At 52.8% G+C, this 19,293-nt stretch carries 21 protein-coding genes; 7 read left to right on the top strand and 14 right to left on the bottom strand.

The window, feature by feature from the left end:
- Nucleotides 1–89: 89 nt before the first annotated feature.
- Both secB and LF95_RS10300 read right to left on the bottom strand, forming a co-directional pair.
- Nucleotides 90–587: a protein-export chaperone SecB gene (gene secB, locus LF95_RS10305; RefSeq protein WP_073955082.1), complete on the bottom strand. Its 498-nt coding sequence runs from the start codon at nucleotides 585–587 to the stop codon at nucleotides 90–92.
- Nucleotides 588–981: 394 nt separating this feature from the next.
- Nucleotides 982–1,566 (bottom strand): FxsA family protein, encoded by a 585-nt coding sequence (locus LF95_RS10300; RefSeq protein WP_073955081.1) that lies wholly within the window; start codon nucleotides 1,564–1,566, stop codon nucleotides 982–984.
- A gap of 283 nt (nucleotides 1,567–1,849) precedes the next feature.
- Here LF95_RS10300 and LF95_RS10295 point away from each other — a divergent pair, with 283 nt between their 5' ends.
- The 3 genes from LF95_RS10295 (at nucleotide 1,850) to LF95_RS10285 (ending at nucleotide 4,450) form a co-directional block, all read left to right on the top strand.
- Nucleotides 1,850–2,560, top strand: a complete 711-nt coding sequence (locus tag LF95_RS10295; RefSeq protein WP_073956170.1) for a Tim44/TimA family putative adaptor protein — start codon at nucleotides 1,850–1,852, stop codon at nucleotides 2,558–2,560.
- A 192-nt stretch (nucleotides 2,561–2,752) separates the two neighbouring features.
- Nucleotides 2,753–4,015: a murein transglycosylase A gene (locus LF95_RS10290; RefSeq protein WP_252509730.1), complete on the top strand. Its 1,263-nt coding sequence runs from the start codon at nucleotides 2,753–2,755 to the stop codon at nucleotides 4,013–4,015.
- A 51-nt stretch (nucleotides 4,016–4,066) separates the two neighbouring features.
- Nucleotides 4,067–4,450, top strand: a complete 384-nt coding sequence (locus LF95_RS10285; RefSeq protein ID WP_073955079.1) for a Dabb family protein — start codon at nucleotides 4,067–4,069, stop codon at nucleotides 4,448–4,450.
- A 98-nt stretch (nucleotides 4,451–4,548) separates the two neighbouring features.
- Here the strand turns inward: LF95_RS10285 and rlmN are convergent, their stop codons facing one another.
- The 6 genes from rlmN to LF95_RS10255 all read right to left on the bottom strand — a co-directional run bounded on the left by rlmN (nucleotide 4,549) and on the right by LF95_RS10255 (nucleotide 10,223).
- Entirely contained in the window at nucleotides 4,549–5,802 is a 1,254-nt protein-coding gene (gene rlmN, locus LF95_RS10280) for a dual-specificity RNA methyltransferase RlmN (protein ID WP_073955078.1), read from the bottom strand.
- 353 nt (nucleotides 5,803–6,155) lie between these two features.
- The gene (locus tag LF95_RS10275) at nucleotides 6,156–6,707 is read right to left on the bottom strand and encodes an invasion associated locus B family protein (protein WP_073955077.1); all 552 of its coding nucleotides are present in this window, start codon (nucleotides 6,705–6,707) and stop codon (nucleotides 6,156–6,158) included.
- Nucleotides 6,708–6,943: 236 nt separating this feature from the next.
- Nucleotides 6,944–7,471, bottom strand: a complete 528-nt coding sequence (locus LF95_RS10270) for a hypothetical protein (protein WP_143182005.1) — start codon at nucleotides 7,469–7,471, stop codon at nucleotides 6,944–6,946.
- An 87-nt stretch (nucleotides 7,472–7,558) separates the two neighbouring features.
- Nucleotides 7,559–8,212 carry a bactofilin family protein gene (locus LF95_RS10265; RefSeq protein WP_252509729.1) on the bottom strand — a complete coding sequence of 218 codons (654 nt, stop codon included), beginning with the start codon at nucleotides 8,210–8,212 and terminating at the stop codon, nucleotides 7,559–7,561.
- Nucleotides 8,213–8,363: 151 nt separating this feature from the next.
- On the bottom strand, nucleotides 8,364–9,047 hold the full coding sequence (locus LF95_RS10260) for an EI24 domain-containing protein (protein ID WP_073956169.1): 684 nt from the start codon (nucleotides 9,045–9,047) through the stop codon (nucleotides 8,364–8,366).
- Between the two features lie 465 nt (nucleotides 9,048–9,512).
- Nucleotides 9,513–10,223, bottom strand: a complete 711-nt coding sequence (locus LF95_RS10255) for a LolA family protein (protein WP_073955074.1) — start codon at nucleotides 10,221–10,223, stop codon at nucleotides 9,513–9,515.
- A 194-nt stretch (nucleotides 10,224–10,417) separates the two neighbouring features.
- Between LF95_RS10255 and gshB the strand changes: the two genes are divergently transcribed.
- The 4 genes from gshB to LF95_RS10230 all read left to right on the top strand — a co-directional run bounded on the left by gshB (nucleotide 10,418) and on the right by LF95_RS10230 (nucleotide 15,148).
- Nucleotides 10,418–11,362 carry a glutathione synthase gene (gshB, locus tag LF95_RS10250; protein WP_073955073.1) on the top strand — a complete coding sequence of 315 codons (945 nt, stop codon included), beginning with the start codon at nucleotides 10,418–10,420 and terminating at the stop codon, nucleotides 11,360–11,362.
- 215 nt (nucleotides 11,363–11,577) lie between these two features.
- Nucleotides 11,578–13,038, top strand: a complete 1,461-nt coding sequence (locus tag LF95_RS10240; RefSeq protein ID WP_073956168.1) for an alkaline phosphatase D family protein — start codon at nucleotides 11,578–11,580, stop codon at nucleotides 13,036–13,038.
- An 81-nt stretch (nucleotides 13,039–13,119) separates the two neighbouring features.
- Complete coding sequence (locus LF95_RS10235) at nucleotides 13,120–13,416, top strand: hypothetical protein (protein WP_073955071.1); 297 nt, start codon at nucleotides 13,120–13,122, stop codon at nucleotides 13,414–13,416.
- Nucleotides 13,417–13,630: 214 nt separating this feature from the next.
- Nucleotides 13,631–15,148, top strand: a complete 1,518-nt coding sequence (locus LF95_RS10230) for a YifB family Mg chelatase-like AAA ATPase (protein ID WP_073955070.1) — start codon at nucleotides 13,631–13,633, stop codon at nucleotides 15,146–15,148.
- Nucleotides 15,149–15,281: 133 nt separating this feature from the next.
- Here LF95_RS10230 and LF95_RS10225 read toward each other — a convergent pair whose 3' ends face one another.
- The 6 genes from LF95_RS10225 to LF95_RS10200 all read right to left on the bottom strand — a co-directional run bounded on the left by LF95_RS10225 (nucleotide 15,282) and on the right by LF95_RS10200 (nucleotide 19,289).
- A complete protein-coding gene (locus LF95_RS10225; RefSeq protein ID WP_073956167.1) occupies nucleotides 15,282–15,866 on the bottom strand; it encodes a class I SAM-dependent methyltransferase in 585 nt (194 codons plus the stop codon).
- Nucleotides 15,867–16,034: 168 nt separating this feature from the next.
- Complete coding sequence (locus LF95_RS10220; protein WP_073955069.1) at nucleotides 16,035–16,325, bottom strand: phosphoribosylpyrophosphate synthetase; 291 nt, start codon at nucleotides 16,323–16,325, stop codon at nucleotides 16,035–16,037.
- 224 nt (nucleotides 16,326–16,549) lie between these two features.
- Nucleotides 16,550–17,020 carry a GNAT family N-acetyltransferase gene (locus LF95_RS10215; RefSeq protein WP_073956166.1) on the bottom strand — a complete coding sequence of 157 codons (471 nt, stop codon included), beginning with the start codon at nucleotides 17,018–17,020 and terminating at the stop codon, nucleotides 16,550–16,552.
- A 152-nt stretch (nucleotides 17,021–17,172) separates the two neighbouring features.
- Complete coding sequence (locus LF95_RS10210; protein WP_083607625.1) at nucleotides 17,173–18,117, bottom strand: 2-hydroxyacid dehydrogenase; 945 nt, start codon at nucleotides 18,115–18,117, stop codon at nucleotides 17,173–17,175.
- 123 nt (nucleotides 18,118–18,240) lie between these two features.
- Entirely contained in the window at nucleotides 18,241–18,660 is a 420-nt protein-coding gene (locus LF95_RS10205; RefSeq protein WP_073955068.1) for a VOC family protein, read from the bottom strand.
- A gap of 131 nt (nucleotides 18,661–18,791) precedes the next feature.
- Entirely contained in the window at nucleotides 18,792–19,289 is a 498-nt protein-coding gene (locus LF95_RS10200) for a DUF6314 family protein (RefSeq protein ID WP_073955067.1), read from the bottom strand.
- Nucleotides 19,290–19,293: the final 4 nt, after the last annotated feature.

Raw genomic sequence — 19,293 nt, 5'->3', positions numbered from 1 at the left:
ATATTGGAACAACCAAGATACAAAAAACCCCGCCGTGAAAAGCGGGGTTTTTCATTTTAAGATATTTTATAAATATCTAATTCGATAAATCAGGCGTTACCGGCTGGGGTGCTTTCAGCGGCTTGCGCGTATTTTTTACGAAACAGGTCGGTAAAATCGATCGGGTGCATCATTAGCGGCGGGAAACCGCCATCGGCTGTCAGATCGGCGATGATTTTACGCGCATAGGGGAACAGCAAACGCGGAACTTCGATCAGAAGAACCGGCAGGCGGTGTTCCTCGGGCACATTCAGGGTGACAACAGCGCCATATTGCAGTTCGGCAATGAAGGCAACTTTTTCGGCCACTTCTGCCTGAACATCAATTTTCAGAACAACTTCATGCAGGCGCTGGTCTTCGGTTGTCCGGGCCTGCACATCAACATCAATGTTGATTTTGGGCTGCTGTTGCAGGGCAACGCTTTCCGGCGCATTCGGATTTTCAAATGACAAATCCTTGATATACTGGGCATGAATGGTAATCGGATTGCCAGCCTGCTGTTGTGCTGCTGCGTCCGTGCCTTCTGCACCGGTGGTATTTTCAGCCATTAAAAGATAACTCCCTCAAATCCTGGAATTGGTCAGAAAAAAGCCGCCTCCTTCTGGTCAGGCGAGATGCTGGCATGTGACCTTTTCTCACCTTTTCTTTCTGAACCTGTCGCGAAACCGGCTTTTTTCTGACACCAAAGGTTCGATGCCCGCAAGGGCCTTACGAAATAACGCCTGATGGCCTAGCATGTCTGGAACAGACGGGCAAGATCAAGGCGCGGGCAAAGCTGTTTTTGCCTGTTGTGATGATCATGCCGGGTTAAAGGGATGGTTTTTAAACCTGATGATTACATAAAAAAGGCCGGGTTTGTGACCCGACCTTGTATGCTGGATATGCTGGATTTTGCATGTCCGATATTGGCTATCGGACCGGTATCCAGTAATCCAGATGGTATTAATCACGGGGCGGCAGGTTGCGATTTTGATCATCCGGCTCAGATGACTTTTCATTAGAATTGCCATTGCGCTGATCAAGATCTTCGTAATCGCCATCAATGATCGGACCGCTTCCACTGCGATGTTGTCCACCAGATGAAGACGGGCCGCCAGACCCAAACGGATTACCACCTGGTTGACGCCTGCCCTGACGTGCATTTGCGCCAAATGACATGCGCATTTTACCCGATTTCATCAATTTCAGAATAACACCGGCGCCAATGGCACGGCGCAGGGGCGGAATAAGCAGCAGAAAACCAATTGTATCGGTGACAAAGCCTGGCGTTAACAGCAGTATCCCGGCAATCAGAATGCAGACACCATCAAAAAGTGGACCTATCGGCATTTCGCCACGGTCCAACTCCTGTTGGGCGCGGGCCAGGGTTTGCAGGCCCTGAACCCGCATCAGGGATGTGCCAAGAATGGCGGTTAAGATGACAATTGCAATGGTCGGCCATAAACCGATCAACTCGCCGGCCTGAATAAAAACAGCGATTTCAATAATCGGTACGACGACAAAAATGCCAAAAAGAATAAAGCCCATAATTGCTCCGTCTGGCGCTGGCTATTTGTAAACAAACAGAATTGTCTTTAACGCAACATTTTGTATCAAATGCTGTCAAGCTATTGCGATACCGACATAACTGGACAAAAATGCGGCATCGCGCCAGCAATCTGATCTTGTTTTAACACGTTTATCGATGTTCTGGTGAAGTTGATCACATTTTTCCTGGTTGGATAGTTGCCCTTGCATTCAGATAAGGCCATACCATTTCACCTACACAGGCTGTATGATGGCGGTTGCCGTCCGTCGACACCCCAAAAGCATGAGTCCGGAATTGCAATATTTTGATATTATTCTATTTGCCCTGATTGCTGTCTTTTTGATTTTGCGCCTGCGCAGTGTGCTGGGCCGCAAAACCGGCAATGAGAAGCAGGGTCCAACCGATATTTACGGGCGTCGCACCCGGGATGATGCAAACGGCGTGTCGCCGCGTGATAATTCTGGCGCACAAGGCAGCGACAATGTTTACCGTTTGCCTGATTCGCATAAGGGTAATGCGGCTGATAATTCGGTATCCAATCCGGCCTTAACACAAATCCAGCTTGCGGATGGTTCCTTTAGCCAGCAGGAATTCCTCAATGGCGCGCGCATGGCTTTTGAAATGATTGTCGAAAGCTTTGCCAAAGGGGATAAGGATACGCTCAATTCCCTGCTTTCGCCCGAGGTTTACAAGAATTTTTCCAGCGCGATTGATGCCCGCGCCACCAGTAACGAGCATGAAGAAACAACCCTGGTCGGCATTAAATCAGCCGTTATTGATGATGCGAATATCGAAGGGCGAACCGCTTATATCACGGTGAAATTCGTCTCCGAAGAAGTCTCGATTGTGCGCAATCAGGCCGGGGATATTATTTCCGGTGATCCAAACGAGGTTATCGAGGCGGAAGATCTTTGGACCTTTGCACGCAATCTGGAAAGTTCCGATCCGAACTGGCTGCTTGTTGCGACCGAAACTCCTGATAACGAAGGCTGATCGCGGGTTTCAAATTTTCAGGGTTTGATCTTGATTGAAAGGTGGGTCTGTTATGTGCAGATCCGCCTTTTTTGTGCGTAATCGGCCGGGTTTTGCTGAAATTTATTGCATCTGGTTTTGGTTTTTTAACCGTTTCTGGCGACACTGTGCCGGTATGGTTTTTTGGTTCCGGTCTGTTAGATGGCGGCTTTTTTGACCCACAAATCTTCTTCCCTGCTGAGTGGCATTTTTGTCGGCTTTATCGTCCTTCTGGCGGCGGGCGGTGCAGCTTGGTTTTTTTGGCCGCAAATTTCCCAATATATTACCCCGTCTGAAAAGCCGGATCACTTAACCCTGTCCCCTGCCCGTTTTACCGACCTGGATGGCTGGCAAAGCGATAACATGCAGCCTGCCCTGGTTGCGTTCCAACGCTCCTGTGAGCGCATGTTAAGGCGTGCTGATGACAAGAATATCGGCCCTGACCCGCGTATGGGCACGGTGGCAGACTGGCGTCCGACTTGCGAAACCGCCCTGGAAATTGATGCCGGTACCATTCGCAGCGAAGACCTTAGAACCTATTTTCAAACCTATTTTACGCCGTATCGTGCCGGGAATAATAACGACCCTGTCGGGCTTTTTACCGGCTATTACGAACCGGAACTTCAGGGTAGTCTGACCCGGCATGATGCCTATCAAACCCCGCTTTATCTCAAGCCCGACGACATGATCGATATTGATCTGGGGGATTTTCGCGAGGAGTTGAAAGGGCAAAAGGCAGTTGGCCGGTTAACGGGGAAGAAGGTGGTTCCCTATTTTAACCGAAGCGAGATCGAGGCGGGTGCCCTGGCAGACCGCGATCTGGAACTTGTCTGGGTTGATGATGCGGTGGACGCGTTTTTCCTGCAAATTCAGGGTTCCGGTCGGGTGGTGTTGGATGATGGCAGTATTTTAAAGGTGGGGTATGCAGCTACCAACGGCCAGGCCTATTTTGCCATTGGGCGCGAGCTGATCAAACGTGGGGCACTGACACCCAAAACCGTATCGCTTCAAACCATTCGTCAATGGCTGCATGACAATCCTGATCAGGCCGATGACGTGATGAATATGAACGCATCCTATGTTTTTTTCCGGCAATTACCCGGCGATCCCGATGCCGGGCCGATCGGGGCACAGGGGGTGCCGCTTGAAACTGAACGGTCGCTGGCGGTTGACCGGCGTTTTCATGCCATGGGTGTGCCGATCTGGCTTGAAACCCGTGATGCAATGAATGCGGATCGTAATTTTCACCAACTGATGATTGCCCAGGATACCGGTGGGGCCATTCGCGGGCCGGTGCGGGGTGATATCTTTTTTGGTCCGGGTGAAAAGGCGGCTTTGCATGCGGGGCATATGAACCGGCAGGGTCAAACGTATCTTTTGTTACCGCGTGGTATTTCGATTGATGACCCGGCGGTAAACCGGCAGGATAACAGTTGACGTAAAATTCTATCAGGTGCTTTTCCCGTTACCAGGTACGGACCTTTAGACATGATCCGTCATATTGTTTTGGTGCAGGTGCCCTATCATGCCGATCTGGCCGAAAGGGATAATGTTTTTGCATTACTTAAAGAAATTGCCCTGAAAACGCCCGGGATGGTGGCGTTTTCAGGGGGGCGAAATTTGGAAAAAGACGGCTTGCATCAAGGGTTCACCCATGCCTTTACCATCGATTTTATCGATATTGCCGCTAAAAATGACTACCTTTCCAGTCTTGATCAGAACAATACCGGCAATCGCTTGGTCAAATTGGCCGAAGGCGGGCTTGGCGGTATTTTGGTGATGAATATGGAAGTTGACCCGGCGGGCCCTGCTGAATCAGCTGAACCCACCGGAGCAGAACGGCCCCGAAAATTGCAGGCAAGCTGGGGTTAAAGCGTTTTGTCTTTAAATTGTCGTTGCTCAAAAAAAACCGGACAGGAAATCGATCCTGTCCGGTTTTTGTATCTCGATATTTGATCTATCCGTACCGCTTACTGTGCAGCAACCGTGTCGCTGTTGGTGGTGGCTGCAGTTTCGCCTTTGCAAACGCGTGATTTACGCTGGCGCTGGCTTTCCGATTTTAACTGACCACAGGCTGCCAGAATATCCCGGCCACGGGGCCAGCGGATTGGTGCTTCATAGCCATATTCATTGAGCGTATTGGCAAATTTCTTGATGCCCGATGTTGGCGTGCATTCATAATCCGATCCCGGCCATTTATTGAACGGAATCAGGTTGAATTTGCAGTGAACACCCTTCACCAGTTTTGCCAGTGCCCGCGCATGTTCGGGCTGGTCATTGACACCTTTCAGCATCACATATTCCATCGTGATGGGGCGCGAATTGGACATGCCGGGATAATGGCGGCAGGCATCCATCAGTTCTTTCAGCGGGTATTTCTTGTTGATCGGCATGATTTCATTGCGCAGATCATCTTCCGGCGCATGCAGCGAAATTGCCAGACCAACACCCAGATCCTCGCCCGCCCGGACAATTTCGGGGACCACGCCAGAGGTTGACAGGGTAATCCGGCGGCGCGAAATCGAAATGCCTTCGCCATCCATGGCAATGCGCAGGGCATCGCGGACATTTTCATAGTTAAACAGCGGCTCGCCCATGCCCATCATGACGATGTTGGACAGGCGGCGCACACCATTGGCCGGGGTCGGCCATTCGCCATAGCTGTCGCGCGCCACCATGAACTGGCTGATGATTTCGCCCGGTGTCAGGTTGCGCACCAGAAGCTGGGTGCCGGTATGGCAGAACTTGCAGGTCAGCGTGCAGCCCACCTGGGAGGACACACATACCGCACCGCGTTCTTCATGGCGATCCGGGATGTAAACGGCTTCGGCTTCATTACCATCACCAAAACGCATCAGCCATTTATGGGTGCCATCCTCGCTCAATTGGTCAGCCGTCAGGACGGGGCGACCGATGACATAATCCTGGCTTAAGCGTTCGCGCAGTTTGACCGAAATATTGGTCATGCCATCAATGCTGGTGACACCGCGGTTATACATCCAGTTCCAAAGCTGTTTGACGCGAAACTTGCTTTCACCCATCCCGGAAAGAACTTCTGTCAGTTCCTCGCGGGTCATGCCAATCAGGTCCTTGCGGCCATCGGCGGTTAATCCGCCTTTGGCACGGGCAACAAAATCGGCCAGACCGGGCTTTGACGCATCAGAATTCTGATGCGACGGGGCCATATCGCTATTGGCGGTGTGTAAGACATCGCTGTCGGTCATTCCGGTCTCTCTCTTGTCTTGCAAGGGGTGCTGTGGTGCTTTGGCCTGGTTTTGCGGGTCGCCAAGGAGGCCACACATAACATATTTGCGTGCTGCCTCATATGGGCATGGCCGTTGCCAATGCAAATGCCATCGCAAATTCGGCGGAAAATTTAATGTTATGAACGGATCAAAGACACGCAATTCACATGATCAATGCCAATTCCAAAAAACAGTCGCCCCGCATATAGCGGAGCGACGATCATTTATAAACGATAAATTTCACATTGCAGCCATCAGGCTCAAACAGGGCCAGCCCGTTTCGGGCCTTTGCCATCATTAATGACCTGGCAGGTCGCAAGCCATATCCGGTTTTAATCCACGGACTTTGCGTTACAAGCCTTTGAAATGGCGTTATAGGCATCGGTGAAACCGGAAAGAGAATAAGTATCGGTTGTTTTGGTATCACGCGATGAATAGCCCACCACGGTCATTTTCATGCCGGCTTTCATGGCCTTGACCAGTTTGCGGTCTTCTTCGCTGTTAACAGCCCAGGCTGAATCATCATAGGTAAACAGTTTAAAACGATTCGAATCGACGCGCACATCGACTTCGCTGTTTTTCTTATAGGTATAGCCGGTGATGAAACTGACTTCGTTAAACAGTTTCAGGGCGGGGCGATGCGTGACCATCACATAAATCTTGCCACGCTTGGTATAGTCGCCTTTGGCCGATGTTGGCTGGCTGCCCATGTAACAGACTTTTTTGCCCTTTTCCGTATAGGTATAGGCTTCCCACTTGTTGTAAACGTCGATCAATTCCGGGGAATTCTGCGCAAAGGCCGAACTGCTGCTGGTCACGGAGACCATCATGGCGATGGCGCCAATAACGGTGCTTTTGACGAGACGATGTACTGCTTTTTCCATTGTATCCGCGTAACTAATCTGTGGTTATCAGGATCTTGGTGTTGGCATAAGGCCAACAGGCGTACATTGCGATTAAAATGGAAATCCGCGCCACTGGGGCGGTTTTGCCGGGGCCATTTTTATCACATTATAAACCGGTTAAATCATTACCGACCAATGTGGCGGTGAAAGGTAAAGATTCGACCAAGGAATCACAGCTTTTTCACGATTGGCGGATGTATTTTCCGGCCCAAATTTCACCCTTGGTGCGGTCCCCGGGATTTTACGATCTCATCGAGGCATTCCTGCAGGTCAATTTTGCCGTCGCCATTGCGCAACCGGGCCAGCATATGCACCAGAACCGGCTTTTTGCTGTTGCCTTGCGGATAAAAGAAAACATCCAGTGCGCACCGGTCAGAGCGATATTGCCACACGCGTGCCGCCCCTTCACCACGCTGCATTTCCGGTTTGCCCAGTTTGGCCTCGACCTTTTTGCCATCAAGATTGGCAAGCGAAGCGGCCTTGATCTGGACGAAGGGAATGGCGGCGGTTTTTTTCGGCCTGGCCGGTTTAATCGGTGGCTTGCGCGATGCCAGCGCAGCAGCCTGGTTATTGGCTTTTTCTACCGTGACATCTTTGGCAGGCCCCTGATGATCCGGTGTCATTGCATCACTATAGGATGCTCCGTTCAGGGTTTTATTGCCATAAGTGTTGTTGGTTGCTCCGGGCGCAACGGCATTGCCGGCACAGGCCGCCAGCAAAACGGACAGACCAAGAACAGACAAAACGGCACAAAACCTTTTCCGGGAACTGACAGGCAGCTTCCCGGAAATGTCAGGCAGGATTTTTACAAGAACTGGCGCAACCACGGATCAGGAATCGTCACTTTTACGTGGAATGGTGATGGCGGCAGACGGTGCCTGGCGATGTGCCGGGTCATCGTTGCCTTCAACATAATCAAGGCTGCCCTTGATGCGTGCGCCACTGGCAACCTGCAGGCTGCCATAATTGATCGAACCCTGGATTTCCGCGGTTCCCGTAATCGAAACACGGTGGGCATTCAATTCGCCCTGGAAGGTTCCGCTGATTTCGGCTTCATCAACCGTGACCGTGCCGACAAAGGTGCCGCCATCGCAAATTTCAATGCGCTGGCAATCATTGATCTGGGCTTCGACATGGCCTTCAACCACCAGAATATCGCACGAGCCGATTTCACCGGACAGGCGGATGTCGCGCCCGACCGTCAGCTTTTTGCCGTCATTGTTGGAAACCGGATTGCTGGGACGGTTAGCACTGCCGCGGGTCGGAATTTCCAACGGACGTTTCGGGATTTCCGGGCGGAAATTGGTAGAATGCGGTTTGCTGGACATTGCGGGTTCATCCTTGGTACGCGTCTGGGTAAACAGGCGCGGCTCGCTGCGTTTTTCAGATGTATTTTCCGGTTTTTCTGCCGGTGATGATGCCGATGTTACCTCAGGCCGGGCAATCGAAGTATCATTCTTTGCGCCGGTCGCTTCCGGTTTCAAAGATGTATCCGACGAAGCGGGTCTGCTGTCGACTGTTTTGTTGGCTTTTTTCTTACCGAACATGGGATTGACCAATCCTTGTCTTGCAGTTTCTGGCGAGAGGCAGCGCCATGATGGAGGGTGTTATATATTAAAGGCTGTTGTGCAGCTGTCAGGCGGCCGCAGCACCGGGCTGGAAGGCGCCAAGACGGATGCAGTAATGTACCATGAAGGCCGTTGCGAGGATGGGTGCCACCAGATTGACAATCGGAATGGTCATCAGGAAGGTCAGGCCAACTCCGGCAATCCATAATTTCATCTGACGGCGTTTGCGAAAGGCAGTCATGGTGGGAATATCATAGCGGCGAGCGGCGACCAGTTCAAAATACTCGCGCGAGAGCAAATAACCGTTCATGCCGTAAAAGGCGATAACATAAAACGGGCCGGTAATGAGCAGCGGCAAAATCAGAATATTGAGCAACAATGCCGTCAGCGCAAATTTGAGACCGCTGACCAGCGCCTCGACAATAGGCTGTGGCCGGGGCTGCGGCAGATTCGGATAATGTTTTTCCTCAACCGCCTCGGCAACCTGGTCCAACAGCAGGCTGCTGATCAAAACCGTGACAGACGGAAATAACAGCAAAACCAGAACCGCCAGGCCAACACCCAAAAGCCAGTCAACAGCTGTTTCCAGCCAGCCGCCATTGGTGAAAAAATCAATCGAATTGAGGGCAAAGCCGATTGCTGCCCATAAGGCCACAATGGTGATAATCGCACCGCCAACCCCGATCAGGAGTACCCGGCGAAATCGGGGATCGGAAAACTGGGCCAGGGATTTCATGAAATCATTGATCATTTTTTCGTGTCGGGTCCTGTTTTCGTGCAATCGGTCGAAGATACCAAATTTGCCTGTTTGGCAGGCATGAAGGCGGGAAATTTTCATCACGCTCTAACGTGATAGGGAATGAAAATTAACAGCCGGTGAAATTGGTACCCTCTTTTGCCAATAACCTCGAAAAGATGCAAATGATCGTTATTTTCGGGCCGATTTTGCCGCGAAAAAGATCCTTTGATGCCGTCGAATGTTAAATCGGAAACTCGTACAAAAAAGGCGTCCGGTCAGGGGGGTAACCGAACGCCAGAGCTCCATACAGTCAGGAGCGTGAGGAAAGGCAGGGGAAACCATTTCCTCACCAGAGGCCTTCCCTAAATCGGGAAGCCTTGTGACATTCCTGTATATGGGAACCCGACAGGCAAAATGCCAGTGGCAGAGGTAGAAATGGTGGCCATTAATTTAACGCGTATTAGCAGGTAAAATGCGTTAATTTCCCCGACCAACCCAGATCCGTTTGAATTTAAACAGTTCGGGGTCCAGTTTCATGCCTTCCTGGGTATTATAAAGCGTTACCGTGGTTTCAATGCCGGTGGCATCCTCGACAACCCATTGGCGCAATTGCAAAGGGTTATCCTGGAAAACCAGGGTCACATTGCCTGCCCCCGGGTCGGATTTGCGGATCAGCTTGATGCGAATGGTTTCGGCCGTGCGGCGGAAATCGATGATCTGGACATCGCGGCTCAAAGAAACCTTGTCGGCCAGAATCAGCCCTGCCGGGGTTTCATCAATGTTGAAATAGGTCGGGGCGTTGATTTCCTTGTCGTAATAGATGAAATCATGCCCGGTCGCGACCAGCAGGATTTGCGAGGGCGGCGCATATTCAAAGCGCATCTTGCCCGGTCGCTGCATGTAAACTTCGCCCTTGGCCGCCCCGCCATCCGACGAGATCTGGACAAAGTCGGCCTTTAGCGTCGTGATCCCGTTCATGTAATCTTCGATCCGGGAAACGTCTTTTTGCTGTTCGCTTGTCAGTTTTATGGCCTCGTCAGCCTGGGCACTTGCCGGTGCAAACATGCCAGTGCCGACAAAAGGCAAACCGGTAATGGCGGTTCCGGCCAACAGGGCTGTTAAAGCAAGCGGACGAACCGCAGATGCAATTTTTTTGGCAGTCGTGGCGAAGCGCAAATTTAAACCCATTTAAGTAGCCTGTTTGTCAGAACCGCTTGATGCAATGACAATTGCGAAAGGCCAGCGGCAGGTGATAGTTATTTCAGTAATCATATCGCATCATTTGGCGTTCAAGGCCAGCCTGGTCAAGTAATGCCTGCAAATGATCACAATTGGCGGAATGTTGCCAGAATTGGCCGCCGCGACAAGGAGATACCCGGAAGATGAGCCGTATTGTCGCCATCCAGATGGACCCGGTCGAACATATCAATATCAAGGGTGATTCAACCTTTGTAATGGGTCTTGAAGCACTTGAGCGTGGTTATCAGCTTTATCACTATCATCCCGACGACATGTTTTACGACCAGGGTCGCGTAAAGGCAAAAGTGCGCCCGCTGGTTCTGCGCAATGAAGCAGGCAATCATTATGATTTGGGTGAGGCCAGGATCATTGATCTGGCCCGTGAAACCGACGTGATCCTGATGCGCCAGGACCCGCCGTTTGACATGAACTATATCACGGCAACCCACTTGCTTGAGGCGATTCACCCGGAAACCTTCGTGGTCAATCACCCCGGTCATGTTCGGAATGCGCCGGAAAAGCTGTTTGTCACCGAATTTCCCGACCTGATGCCGCCTACCATGATCACCCGTTCGCTTGAGCGGATTCGTGATTTTCGCAAGCAGCACAAAGATCTGATCATAAAGCCGTTATTTGGCAATGGCGGCGCAGGCGTGTTTCATATCAAGCCCGATGATGAAAATATCGCCTCGCTTGTTGAACTGTTTGCCGCCCAATCACGCGAACCGCTGATGGTGCAGGCCTATGTGCCTGCCGTGCGCAAGGGTGATAAACGCATCATTCTGGTCGATGGCAAACCGGTAGGGGCGATTAACCGTGTACCGGCAGATGGCGAAGCACGCTCCAACATGCACGTTGGTGGCGTTGCCGAAAAATCGATGCTGACCGATCGCGAAAATGAAATTTGTGAACGGATCGGGCCGGAGCTTAAAAAGCGCGATCTGATTTTTGTCGGCATTGATGTGATTGGCGATTATCTGACCGAAATCAATGTGACATCACCTACCGGTCTTCAGGAAATCAACCGGTTTGATGGTTCCAAACTGGAAGGCCTGATTTGGGATGCCATTGAAACGCGCCTGTCCTAACGGGCTCTGATCGACATTTTGTCTGTTGTATTGACCCCTTTGGCCGTTACGGGATGGTCAAAGGGGTTTTTTGTTTGCAGGGCAAGGGGATTATCGATCTTTGCCACGATAATGTCATAGCGGCCCGGCAGGTTTTCTGTTTTTACGGAACCTGTCATGGTTCCCGAGCGTATCATTTGTTCCGGGTCGTGGCAAAATCGGTAAAAGGCGGCAATATGAACGAAGCACGTGACGAAACTTCTGGTTCCTGGCTGGCAGGGCCTTTTTTGTTTGGTCGCGGGTGCCATGCCGGAACAGCGCGAATTTCCGCCCTTCTTGTGACGGGCAACGATGTTTCAGCCCCGCTTTTGGCGCCAATGGGCAACGGGGTGGTTCGGCCGTTAAAGCTGGCGGAAAAATTTGGCCGGATTTACTGGCGCTATGATTTTGGCCTGCCCCAACAGGCCGGGGCCTGGTACACGCTTGAGGGCTGTCACTTCCCGGTTTGTACCGATCTGGATGATGATGTTCGCCTGGCGTTTGTGTCCTGCAATGGTCAGGAAGACGGCGATCTTGACCGCCCGATTGAGGATCGCAATGCCCTGTGGGCGGATTTGTGTGACCGTCATGATGCGCAGCCGATCTCCCTGCTGCTGCATGGCGGAGACCAGATTTATGCCGACAAGGTCTGGCACTGCCACCCCGATATTGCGGCCTTTCAACACGCCTCGAACCGGGAAAAGCGGGCTGCTGTTTTTACCGAGGCAATGGCCGATGCTGCTTTGAAATTTTATCTCGATCATTATCTGACCATCTATTCCCTGCCCCAGATTGCCTATCTGATGGCGCGGGTGCCGTCTTTGATGATGTGGGATGATCACGATATTTTTGATGGCTGGGGCAGCCATCCGGGCGGGTTTCAGCAAATGGATGTGCCGCGCGGCCTGTTTCAGGCGGCCCGTTATGCCTTCATGCTGATGCAGTTATGTATCGCACCTGATGGCACGGACATGCCCGATGGCCTGTATGATCGTACGGCCCGTTCCTTTGGCTGGCGCTATGATTATCCCGGTTTTACCGTGATTGCGCCAGATTTGCGGTCCGAACGGTGTCGCGATGCCCTGATGGGCGAAACGGGCTGGCAGATCACGGAAAAAATGCTGGCCCATGTGCCCGATGGCAACCGCATTTTGCTGATGTCGAGTGTGCCGGTAATTGGTCCGCGCCTGTCGGTGGTCGAGGCGGCTTTGCGCATTATCCCGCAAGCCCAGAAATACGAGGATGACCTGCGTGACCAATGGCAAAGCCGGGCCCATCGGCGGGAATGGTGCCGGTTTCTCGAATTGCTCGAAGCAGTCGCGAATGAAGAAAATCACGACATCACCCTGCTTTCGGGAGAAATTCATTTGGCAACGCGGGGGATTTTTGAAATCCGATCGCGGGTCATTCATCAATTGGTGGCATCGGGCATTGCCCATCAGGCGCCACCGGCTCTTTTTGCCCGCTGCCTTGGTTTTTTGGCCTGGCTGGGCGAAAATCCGCTGCCGGGCCGCCCGACACGGTTACGTCCCCTGCCCGGTCAGAACAGTGTTTATGTGGCGGAACGCAATTATTTGCTGATCACCCGGCAAAAATCACGCTGGCGGGCCAACTGGCGGCTTGAAAAGACCGGTCTGGGCCCGGATTTGGAAATTTGACGGCGCGCGTTGTGATATTGCCAAAATCGGTTATACAGAGGGCCGGAACCTTGCCACCCCCAATGATTGGATTGCGATCAAATGACTGAGAAGATTTCCCGCGCTGTTCGTGAACGCGCCTGGGCGAAGGCAAAACGGATCAAGGGTGAAAACCCCGACGAAGTGCGGATGCACAAGGCCAGCGGCATTACCATGAAACGGGCCAGCTTTGGCAAAATGCGCAATTTCGGCTGGACCGTGGTTGAGGGAAAAGCCGTGCCGTGCCGCAAGGAGTTTTTGCAGCCGCAGCCAGAAGACCAGGCGGCGGATGCCGCATTGGAAGATGATGCTGCCATCGATGATGACGATGAAAACGTAGAAGGTGATAAAAATTCGTAATCAGGATTTTTGATTTAATCCTGATTTGCAATTTTATTTATCAAAGGTGCAGGAAATCATCGATATAGATATATCAGGTATATTCTGATGTGATGTGAGGTTTACCGTTGAAGCCGGTTTTCCTTGTAAACTATTTCAAAATTGCACGTCCCGGTTGCCTGTTGCCGTTTTTGCCGCCAAAGTAGGATTCTTGGGGGATTAAACAGGCAGCATCATGACCGCACATGTAACAACCGTGGCCTTTGCCGGCATTGATACCATTGCGGTGGATGTTCAGGTTCAAATGGCCAGCGGCCTGCCCGCCTTTACCATTGTCGGCCTGCCCGACAAGGCGGTGTCCGAAGCCCGCGAACGGGTGCGTTCCGCCCTTTCGGCAATGGGGCTTTCATTGCCGCCCAAACGCATCACCATCAATCTTGCTCCGGCCGATTTGCAAAAGGAAGGCTCGCATTTTGACCTGCCGATTGCCCTGGGCCTGTTGGCCGTGATGGATGTGATCAGCCTGGAAGACGTTTCTTCCTGGGTGGTTTTGGGGGAATTGGGGCTGGATGGCTCCATTTCGCCGGTGGGTGGTGTTTTACCTGCGGCAATGGAGGCAGCGGGGCGTGATTGCGGCATTATTTGCCCCAAACGCAATGGTAGCGAAGCCCTGTGGGCGGGCGAGCTTGATATTCTCGCCGCCCCCAGCCTGATTTCCCTGATCAATCATTTTAAAGGCAGCCAGATTTTACCCTGGCCGGTCGCCGTTACAGCTCCCGTGTTTTTGGAAGACCAGCCTGATCTGCGTGACATCAAGGGCCAGGAAAGTGCCAAACGGGCGCTGGAAATTGCGGCGGCGGGTGGACATAATTTATTGATGAACGGGCCACCCGGGTCCGGCAAATCGATGCTGGCAGCACGCCTGCCTGGCCTGTTGCCGGATCTGTCCGCGACCGAGGCTCTGGAAAGCACCGTGATCCATTCGGTGTCGGGGATGTTGCCCGAAGGTGGGCTGGTACGAAGGCGGCCCTACCGCACCCCGCACCATTCGGCCAGTATGCCCGCCCTGGTGGGCGGTGGGCATAGGGTGCGGCCTGGCGAAATTTCCCTGGCCCATCACGGGGTATTGTTTTTGGATGAGTTACCGGAATTTCAGCGCAATGTGCTTGATGCGCTGCGCCAGCCGCTGGAAACCGGGCAGGTATCGGTGGCACGCGCCAATGCCCATGTGACCTATCCGGCGCGGGTACAATTGGTGGCGGCGATGAATCCGTGTCGGTGCGGCTATCTGGGCGATGAGAACATGGCGTGCAGCCGCGCCCCGCGCTGTGGCGAGGATTATCAAAACCGTCTTTCCGGCCCGCTGATTGACCGTTTTGATATTCAGATCGAGGTTCCCGCTGTTACGGCCGAGGAACTGGATGCCCCGGCTACTGGCGAAACCACGGCCATTGTGCGCAGCCGCGTGCTTGCGGCCCGTGCCCGCCAGCAGCATCGTTACCGCGATGATCGCCGGGTCAGTTGCAACGCAATGGCCGATGGTGACCTTTTGACACGCCATGCCACCCCCGATGACGAAGGCCGTGGCCTGCTTCAGGATGCAACAAAACGTTTGCGGCTTTCTGCCCGGGGCTATCACCGCATTTTACGGGTGGCGCGCACGATTGCGGACCTTGCCGAAATCGATATTGTTCGGCGGACACACATTGCCGAAGCCCTGATGTACCGACAGATGGTCTATCGTCGCGGATAAAGATGAACCGATATGTCGACAGACGGGAATGAAATAACAAAGGGGTCAGGTCAGGAGGGGAAGAGGCTTGTCAGGATGGCGGGCGAAAGGATCGGTGATGTCGCATTGTGGGGAATGTGTTTTGGCACAGAAATCAGCCAAACCAGGTTTCGTCATCTTTAAGGCGGGAAAACCGGTAAACACCCGACGGCGGAACATTGCGCATGGTATGACCAACCCGTGCCGCTTTCAGGCCCAGGCGGCTTAGAATGCTGGCATGGACCGGGCAGCGCGGGCTGTAGGTGAATTGATAAAAACATCCGCCGTGCCGCAAATAACGAAATGACCCATCCAGAACCCCCATCACCTGACGCGGATTCATCGATAGCAGCGGCAAACCACTGATGACCGTACCCAGATTCTGTTCGGGGTAAAGGTTGGCTTTGCCCAGCCGGGTGGCATCCATGCACACAACACGCGCCTGCGGGAAACGATTGGCAAGGGTTTGGGCAAAATCCTGCCCTGCTTCGATCAGTGTCAGCTCGCGCTGATCAAGGCCGCGCGCCAGAAGGCCACGGGTAAAAACACCGGTCCCCGGGCCAAGTTCCAGAACCGGGCCATTTTCAGGGTTGACCTCGCGGGTCATAAGTTCGGTCAGGGCGGGCCCGGAGGGGCTGATGGCGGCAACACGTCTGGGATCAGCGACCCAGGCGCGTAAAAACGGCAAAAGATCGGACATTGGGTTTTCCATCCTTCCGGAAGCGGCGGGAACCGCTTGGCGTTTGTTGTCAGGCGCTCTTATATGGTCGCCAGAAGGTGGTGATTTTGCGGCAATTTTGCCAATTTTTGCTGACGTCATTGCCCGATTTTTCCCGATGTCATCGTGCAGTCGATCATGGTTTTCAGCCTAGTGCCGGTTTAGCAATTGATCGATGATTTTTGCCTTGCTTGCATCGGCATAAAAACTTGCCGGGACAATCAGGGTGCCTTTGGTACCGTCTTTGGCTTCGATCATGTAAATCGTGGCGTCGTCACCGGGGTCGGTTCCGGTATCCACACTTCTGCTGTGAACAATCCGCAAATCCTTGACCGGGTAAACCGGGCCGTCCCCATCGCGCTGTACGCCCTGTTCGGTACAGACAAAATTATGGGTGAAACCGTGTTTTACGGCATTATCCTGTAGCTCTGACAGGTTCATAACGCTCTCCTCGGCTGGTTATTGTGTGTTTTTAACGTTGTAGCGTGCCGTGTGTTCCCGATTGTTCGTGAATGCTCCTGACGCGCTTTGAAACACAGTGTGACGTTTAAATGTGACATTCACTTGTCGGGTGAGTCAAAAAAACGGACGTCAGGCGAAGCCATACTTCGCCTTTTCAACTGATTTTTCAGGTTATTTTTGCGGGGAATTTTGCCATTTTCGGATCAGATGTCGCGTTTCATGCCTTCGTGGCTGGCGACAAAACCCAGCCTTTCATAAAAGCGGTGGGCATCCTTGCGGCTTTTATCGGTGGTAAATTGTACCAGGCTGGCCCCAAGATCGCGCGAGATATCAATTGCCCGCAGGATCAGTGCTTCACCGATTTTTTTGCCGCGATGATGTGAGGATACCCGTACCCCCTCGATCTGTGCCCTTAAACGGCCCTGACGTGAGAGGCCGGGAATCAGGGTTAGTTGCAGGCATCCGACAATTTCCGCATCACAAATGGCAAGCAGATATTTATTGGGCAGGGTGTCGCTGCTGACCGATTCCATATGGTCAAAGGCGCGGTAATAGCATTCGGGCAGCGGGTCCGTTAGCTGTTCACGGGTTTTGCCTTTTTCGTCATCGGCCAGCAGGGCCACGATGGCAGGCAGGTCCGATCGGGTGGCGTAGCGAAACATCAGGTCGGTCATGGGCAATCTCCAAAACGGGAAAACGGGTTGAGCGTTTATCGCACGTTTGGTTTTGGCAGCCTGCACAAAATTCCCTGCCATAAAGTTCCTGGCAGGGAATTTGACCGTTAATTATGGTGTGAATTCTGCCGTGATTTCAGTCAAAAGCGGCTTTAATAGCCAATATCACGATCCACCAGACCGGCGGGTGTTTCACCTTTTTCAAGGCGGTCAATATTATCGGCAATCTGGTCCACTGCCGGGCCGATGCGGGTAGCGGCGGCAATATGCGGGGTTAATCTTATTTTCGGATGATTCCAGAAAGGATGGCCTTTTGGCAGCGGTTCGTTGCGGGCCACATCCAGAAATGCCCCGCGTAAATGGCCGGTATCGACCAAGCGCAACAGGTCCTCTTCGACAATGGCGGTGCCGCGTGATGCGTTAATAATCGCCGCATTGGCCGGCAATTTGGACAGGCGCGCACTGTCAAGCAGGCCTTCGGTCTTGCGGGTGCGGGGCAGAAGGCAAATCAGAATATCGCTTTGGCCCAAAAACTCGTCCAGGGTTTCATCCCCGGCAAAGGTGGCGACATTTTCAATCGCTTTCATGCGGCGGCTCCAGCCGGAAACATGAAAGCCAAGGTTTGACAGGCTGGTGGCGACAGCCGCCCCCAGGGCACCCAGGCCCATAATGCCCACACGAAAGTCGCTGATTTCGGCCACATCATGCGGGTGCCAGTCACCTTCTTTTTCATGACGCAGGTAATGGTCAAAATCGCGCATGAAATGCAGGGTGGCATAGATGTGATATTCGATCATTTGCTGGGCCATGCCCGCGTCTTCCAGGCGAATAATCGGCACATTTGCAGGCAGTGATGGCGCAGAAAGCACATGTTCGACCCCGGCACCGAGCGAGAAAATCGCGCGGACATTTTCCAGATTTTTGATCATGCCCTGGGGCTGTTTCCACAACAGGGCATAGTCGATCTCGGCGGGGTTATAATCCTCGTCCTGGGTATAGATGGTGGCGTCGGGCAGCCGGGTCGTCATCGCCTCTTTCCAGCGGGTTTCGTCGCCCTGCGAGGCGATAAGAATTTTGCGTGGCGCAGACGCAGACATGGCTGCTCTCCTTTTTTGGTTCAGGGTATGGACCCTATTTTGTTTGTTGGGCTGTGTTTCTATAACGCAAAGGGGTGCACAGCGTTCCCCGGCTGCGCATATTTGCCGTCGGGAAATACGGTATTAGTGGGCAAAAATCATTGCCGGGTCGCGGAAGGTTTTAAATTCCAGGCCATTCCCCGCCGGATCGGTGACAAAGAACGTACCCTGCTCGCCTGGTTCCCCCATAAAGCGGATTTTCGGTTCCAGCAGGAAAGTAACACCGGCATTTTTCAGGCGGTCCGCCAGGTCATGCCATTGTTGCCATTCCAGCACCGCGCCAAAATGCGGGATCGGCACGGCATCGCCATCAACAGTGCCACTACCGGCATTTTGCCCGGCCTCGGGGCGGACATGGGCCGAAAGCTGATGGCCGAAAAAGTCAAAATCGATCCAGTTTTCGGTCGAGCGCCCCTCCTCGCATCCAAGGATGCCAATATAGAACGCGCGTGTGTCAGCAATGGATTTGATCGGAAAGGCGAGATGAAAAGGCGGGATATTCATGACGTTACTGTCCGGAAAATGAAGGATATTTGCTTGTGACTGTAAATCAGAATGATCACAGCGACAAAGCCTGAAATCGGCCCTGCCCTGTTTCCTCTGTTAAGCAAACACAGGACTTTGCTGAACGTGGTTTAATTCTGTGTGGTCTGGCGCTGATAGAGGCTGTGTAATTCATAATCCTTGTTGGGACCGGTGACTTTAATTCTGGTTTCAAAATGATTGGTGTCCTGCCAGAACATGCGATGATGATAGATGTCATCGCCGCACGGGTGATGATCCTGGACAAAAAGGCCGTTTTCCGGGGTATTTCCATCGGGCTGGGTTGTTTGGCTGAAATTCAGCAGCACATAGCGATTGCCAAAACCGACCGGGTCGCGAAACAGCAATTCGATGGCATCGTCGTGCAGCACAAAATCATATTCCCGGTAGCCCTCGAATTTTTGCCCGTCAAAACGGTGCAAAACTCCTTCTTCGCGATAGCGCAGGCTGTTTGCGGCACTATCGGTGGCACTAAAAAACCGTGCTGTGCCTGCGAAGTGACCCATATCTCCCATGCCGCGCTCAAGGGTCCAATCCCCTTGCAGGCTGTTAAAAATGCGATGGGCTGGGAGCTCTGGCTTTGGCACCATAACG

Source organism: Thalassospira sp. TSL5-1 (assembly GCF_001907695.1).
Classification (GTDB): domain Bacteria; phylum Pseudomonadota; class Alphaproteobacteria; order Rhodospirillales; family Thalassospiraceae; genus Thalassospira.
The sequence above is the reverse complement of the archived record's forward strand: the minus strand, read 5'-3'. Positions and strand labels throughout refer to the sequence as shown.

Coding starts and splice junctions, on each gene's coding strand:
- secB (WP_073955082.1), bottom strand. CDS start 587: ATGGCTGAAAATACCACCGGTGCAGAAGGCACGGACGCAGCAGCACAA.
- LF95_RS10300 (WP_073955081.1), bottom strand. CDS start 1,566: ATGGGCTTTATTCTTTTTGGCATTTTTGTCGTCGTACCGATTATTGAA.
- LF95_RS10295 (WP_073956170.1), top strand. CDS start 1,850: ATGAGTCCGGAATTGCAATATTTTGATATTATTCTATTTGCCCTGATT.
- LF95_RS10285 (WP_073955079.1), top strand. CDS start 4,067: ATGATCCGTCATATTGTTTTGGTGCAGGTGCCCTATCATGCCGATCTG.
- rlmN (WP_073955078.1), bottom strand. CDS start 5,802: ATGACCGACAGCGATGTCTTACACACCGCCAATAGCGATATGGCCCCG.
- LF95_RS10275 (WP_073955077.1), bottom strand. CDS start 6,707: ATGGAAAAAGCAGTACATCGTCTCGTCAAAAGCACCGTTATTGGCGCC.
- LF95_RS10260 (WP_073956169.1), bottom strand. CDS start 9,047: ATGATCAATGATTTCATGAAATCCCTGGCCCAGTTTTCCGATCCCCGA.
- LF95_RS10255 (WP_073955074.1), bottom strand. CDS start 10,223: ATGGGTTTAAATTTGCGCTTCGCCACGACTGCCAAAAAAATTGCATCT.
- gshB (WP_073955073.1), top strand. CDS start 10,418: ATGAGCCGTATTGTCGCCATCCAGATGGACCCGGTCGAACATATCAAT.
- LF95_RS10240 (WP_073956168.1), top strand. CDS start 11,578: ATGAACGAAGCACGTGACGAAACTTCTGGTTCCTGGCTGGCAGGGCCT.
- LF95_RS10235 (WP_073955071.1), top strand. CDS start 13,120: ATGACTGAGAAGATTTCCCGCGCTGTTCGTGAACGCGCCTGGGCGAAG.
- LF95_RS10230 (WP_073955070.1), top strand. CDS start 13,631: ATGACCGCACATGTAACAACCGTGGCCTTTGCCGGCATTGATACCATT.
- LF95_RS10225 (WP_073956167.1), bottom strand. CDS start 15,866: ATGTCCGATCTTTTGCCGTTTTTACGCGCCTGGGTCGCTGATCCCAGA.
- LF95_RS10220 (WP_073955069.1), bottom strand. CDS start 16,325: ATGAACCTGTCAGAGCTACAGGATAATGCCGTAAAACACGGTTTCACC.
- LF95_RS10215 (WP_073956166.1), bottom strand. CDS start 17,020: ATGACCGACCTGATGTTTCGCTACGCCACCCGATCGGACCTGCCTGCC.
- LF95_RS10210 (WP_083607625.1), bottom strand. CDS start 18,117: ATGTCTGCGTCTGCGCCACGCAAAATTCTTATCGCCTCGCAGGGCGAC.
- LF95_RS10205 (WP_073955068.1), bottom strand. CDS start 18,660: ATGAATATCCCGCCTTTTCATCTCGCCTTTCCGATCAAATCCATTGCT.
- LF95_RS10200 (WP_073955067.1), bottom strand. CDS start 19,289: ATGGTGCCAAAGCCAGAGCTCCCAGCCCATCGCATTTTTAACAGCCTG.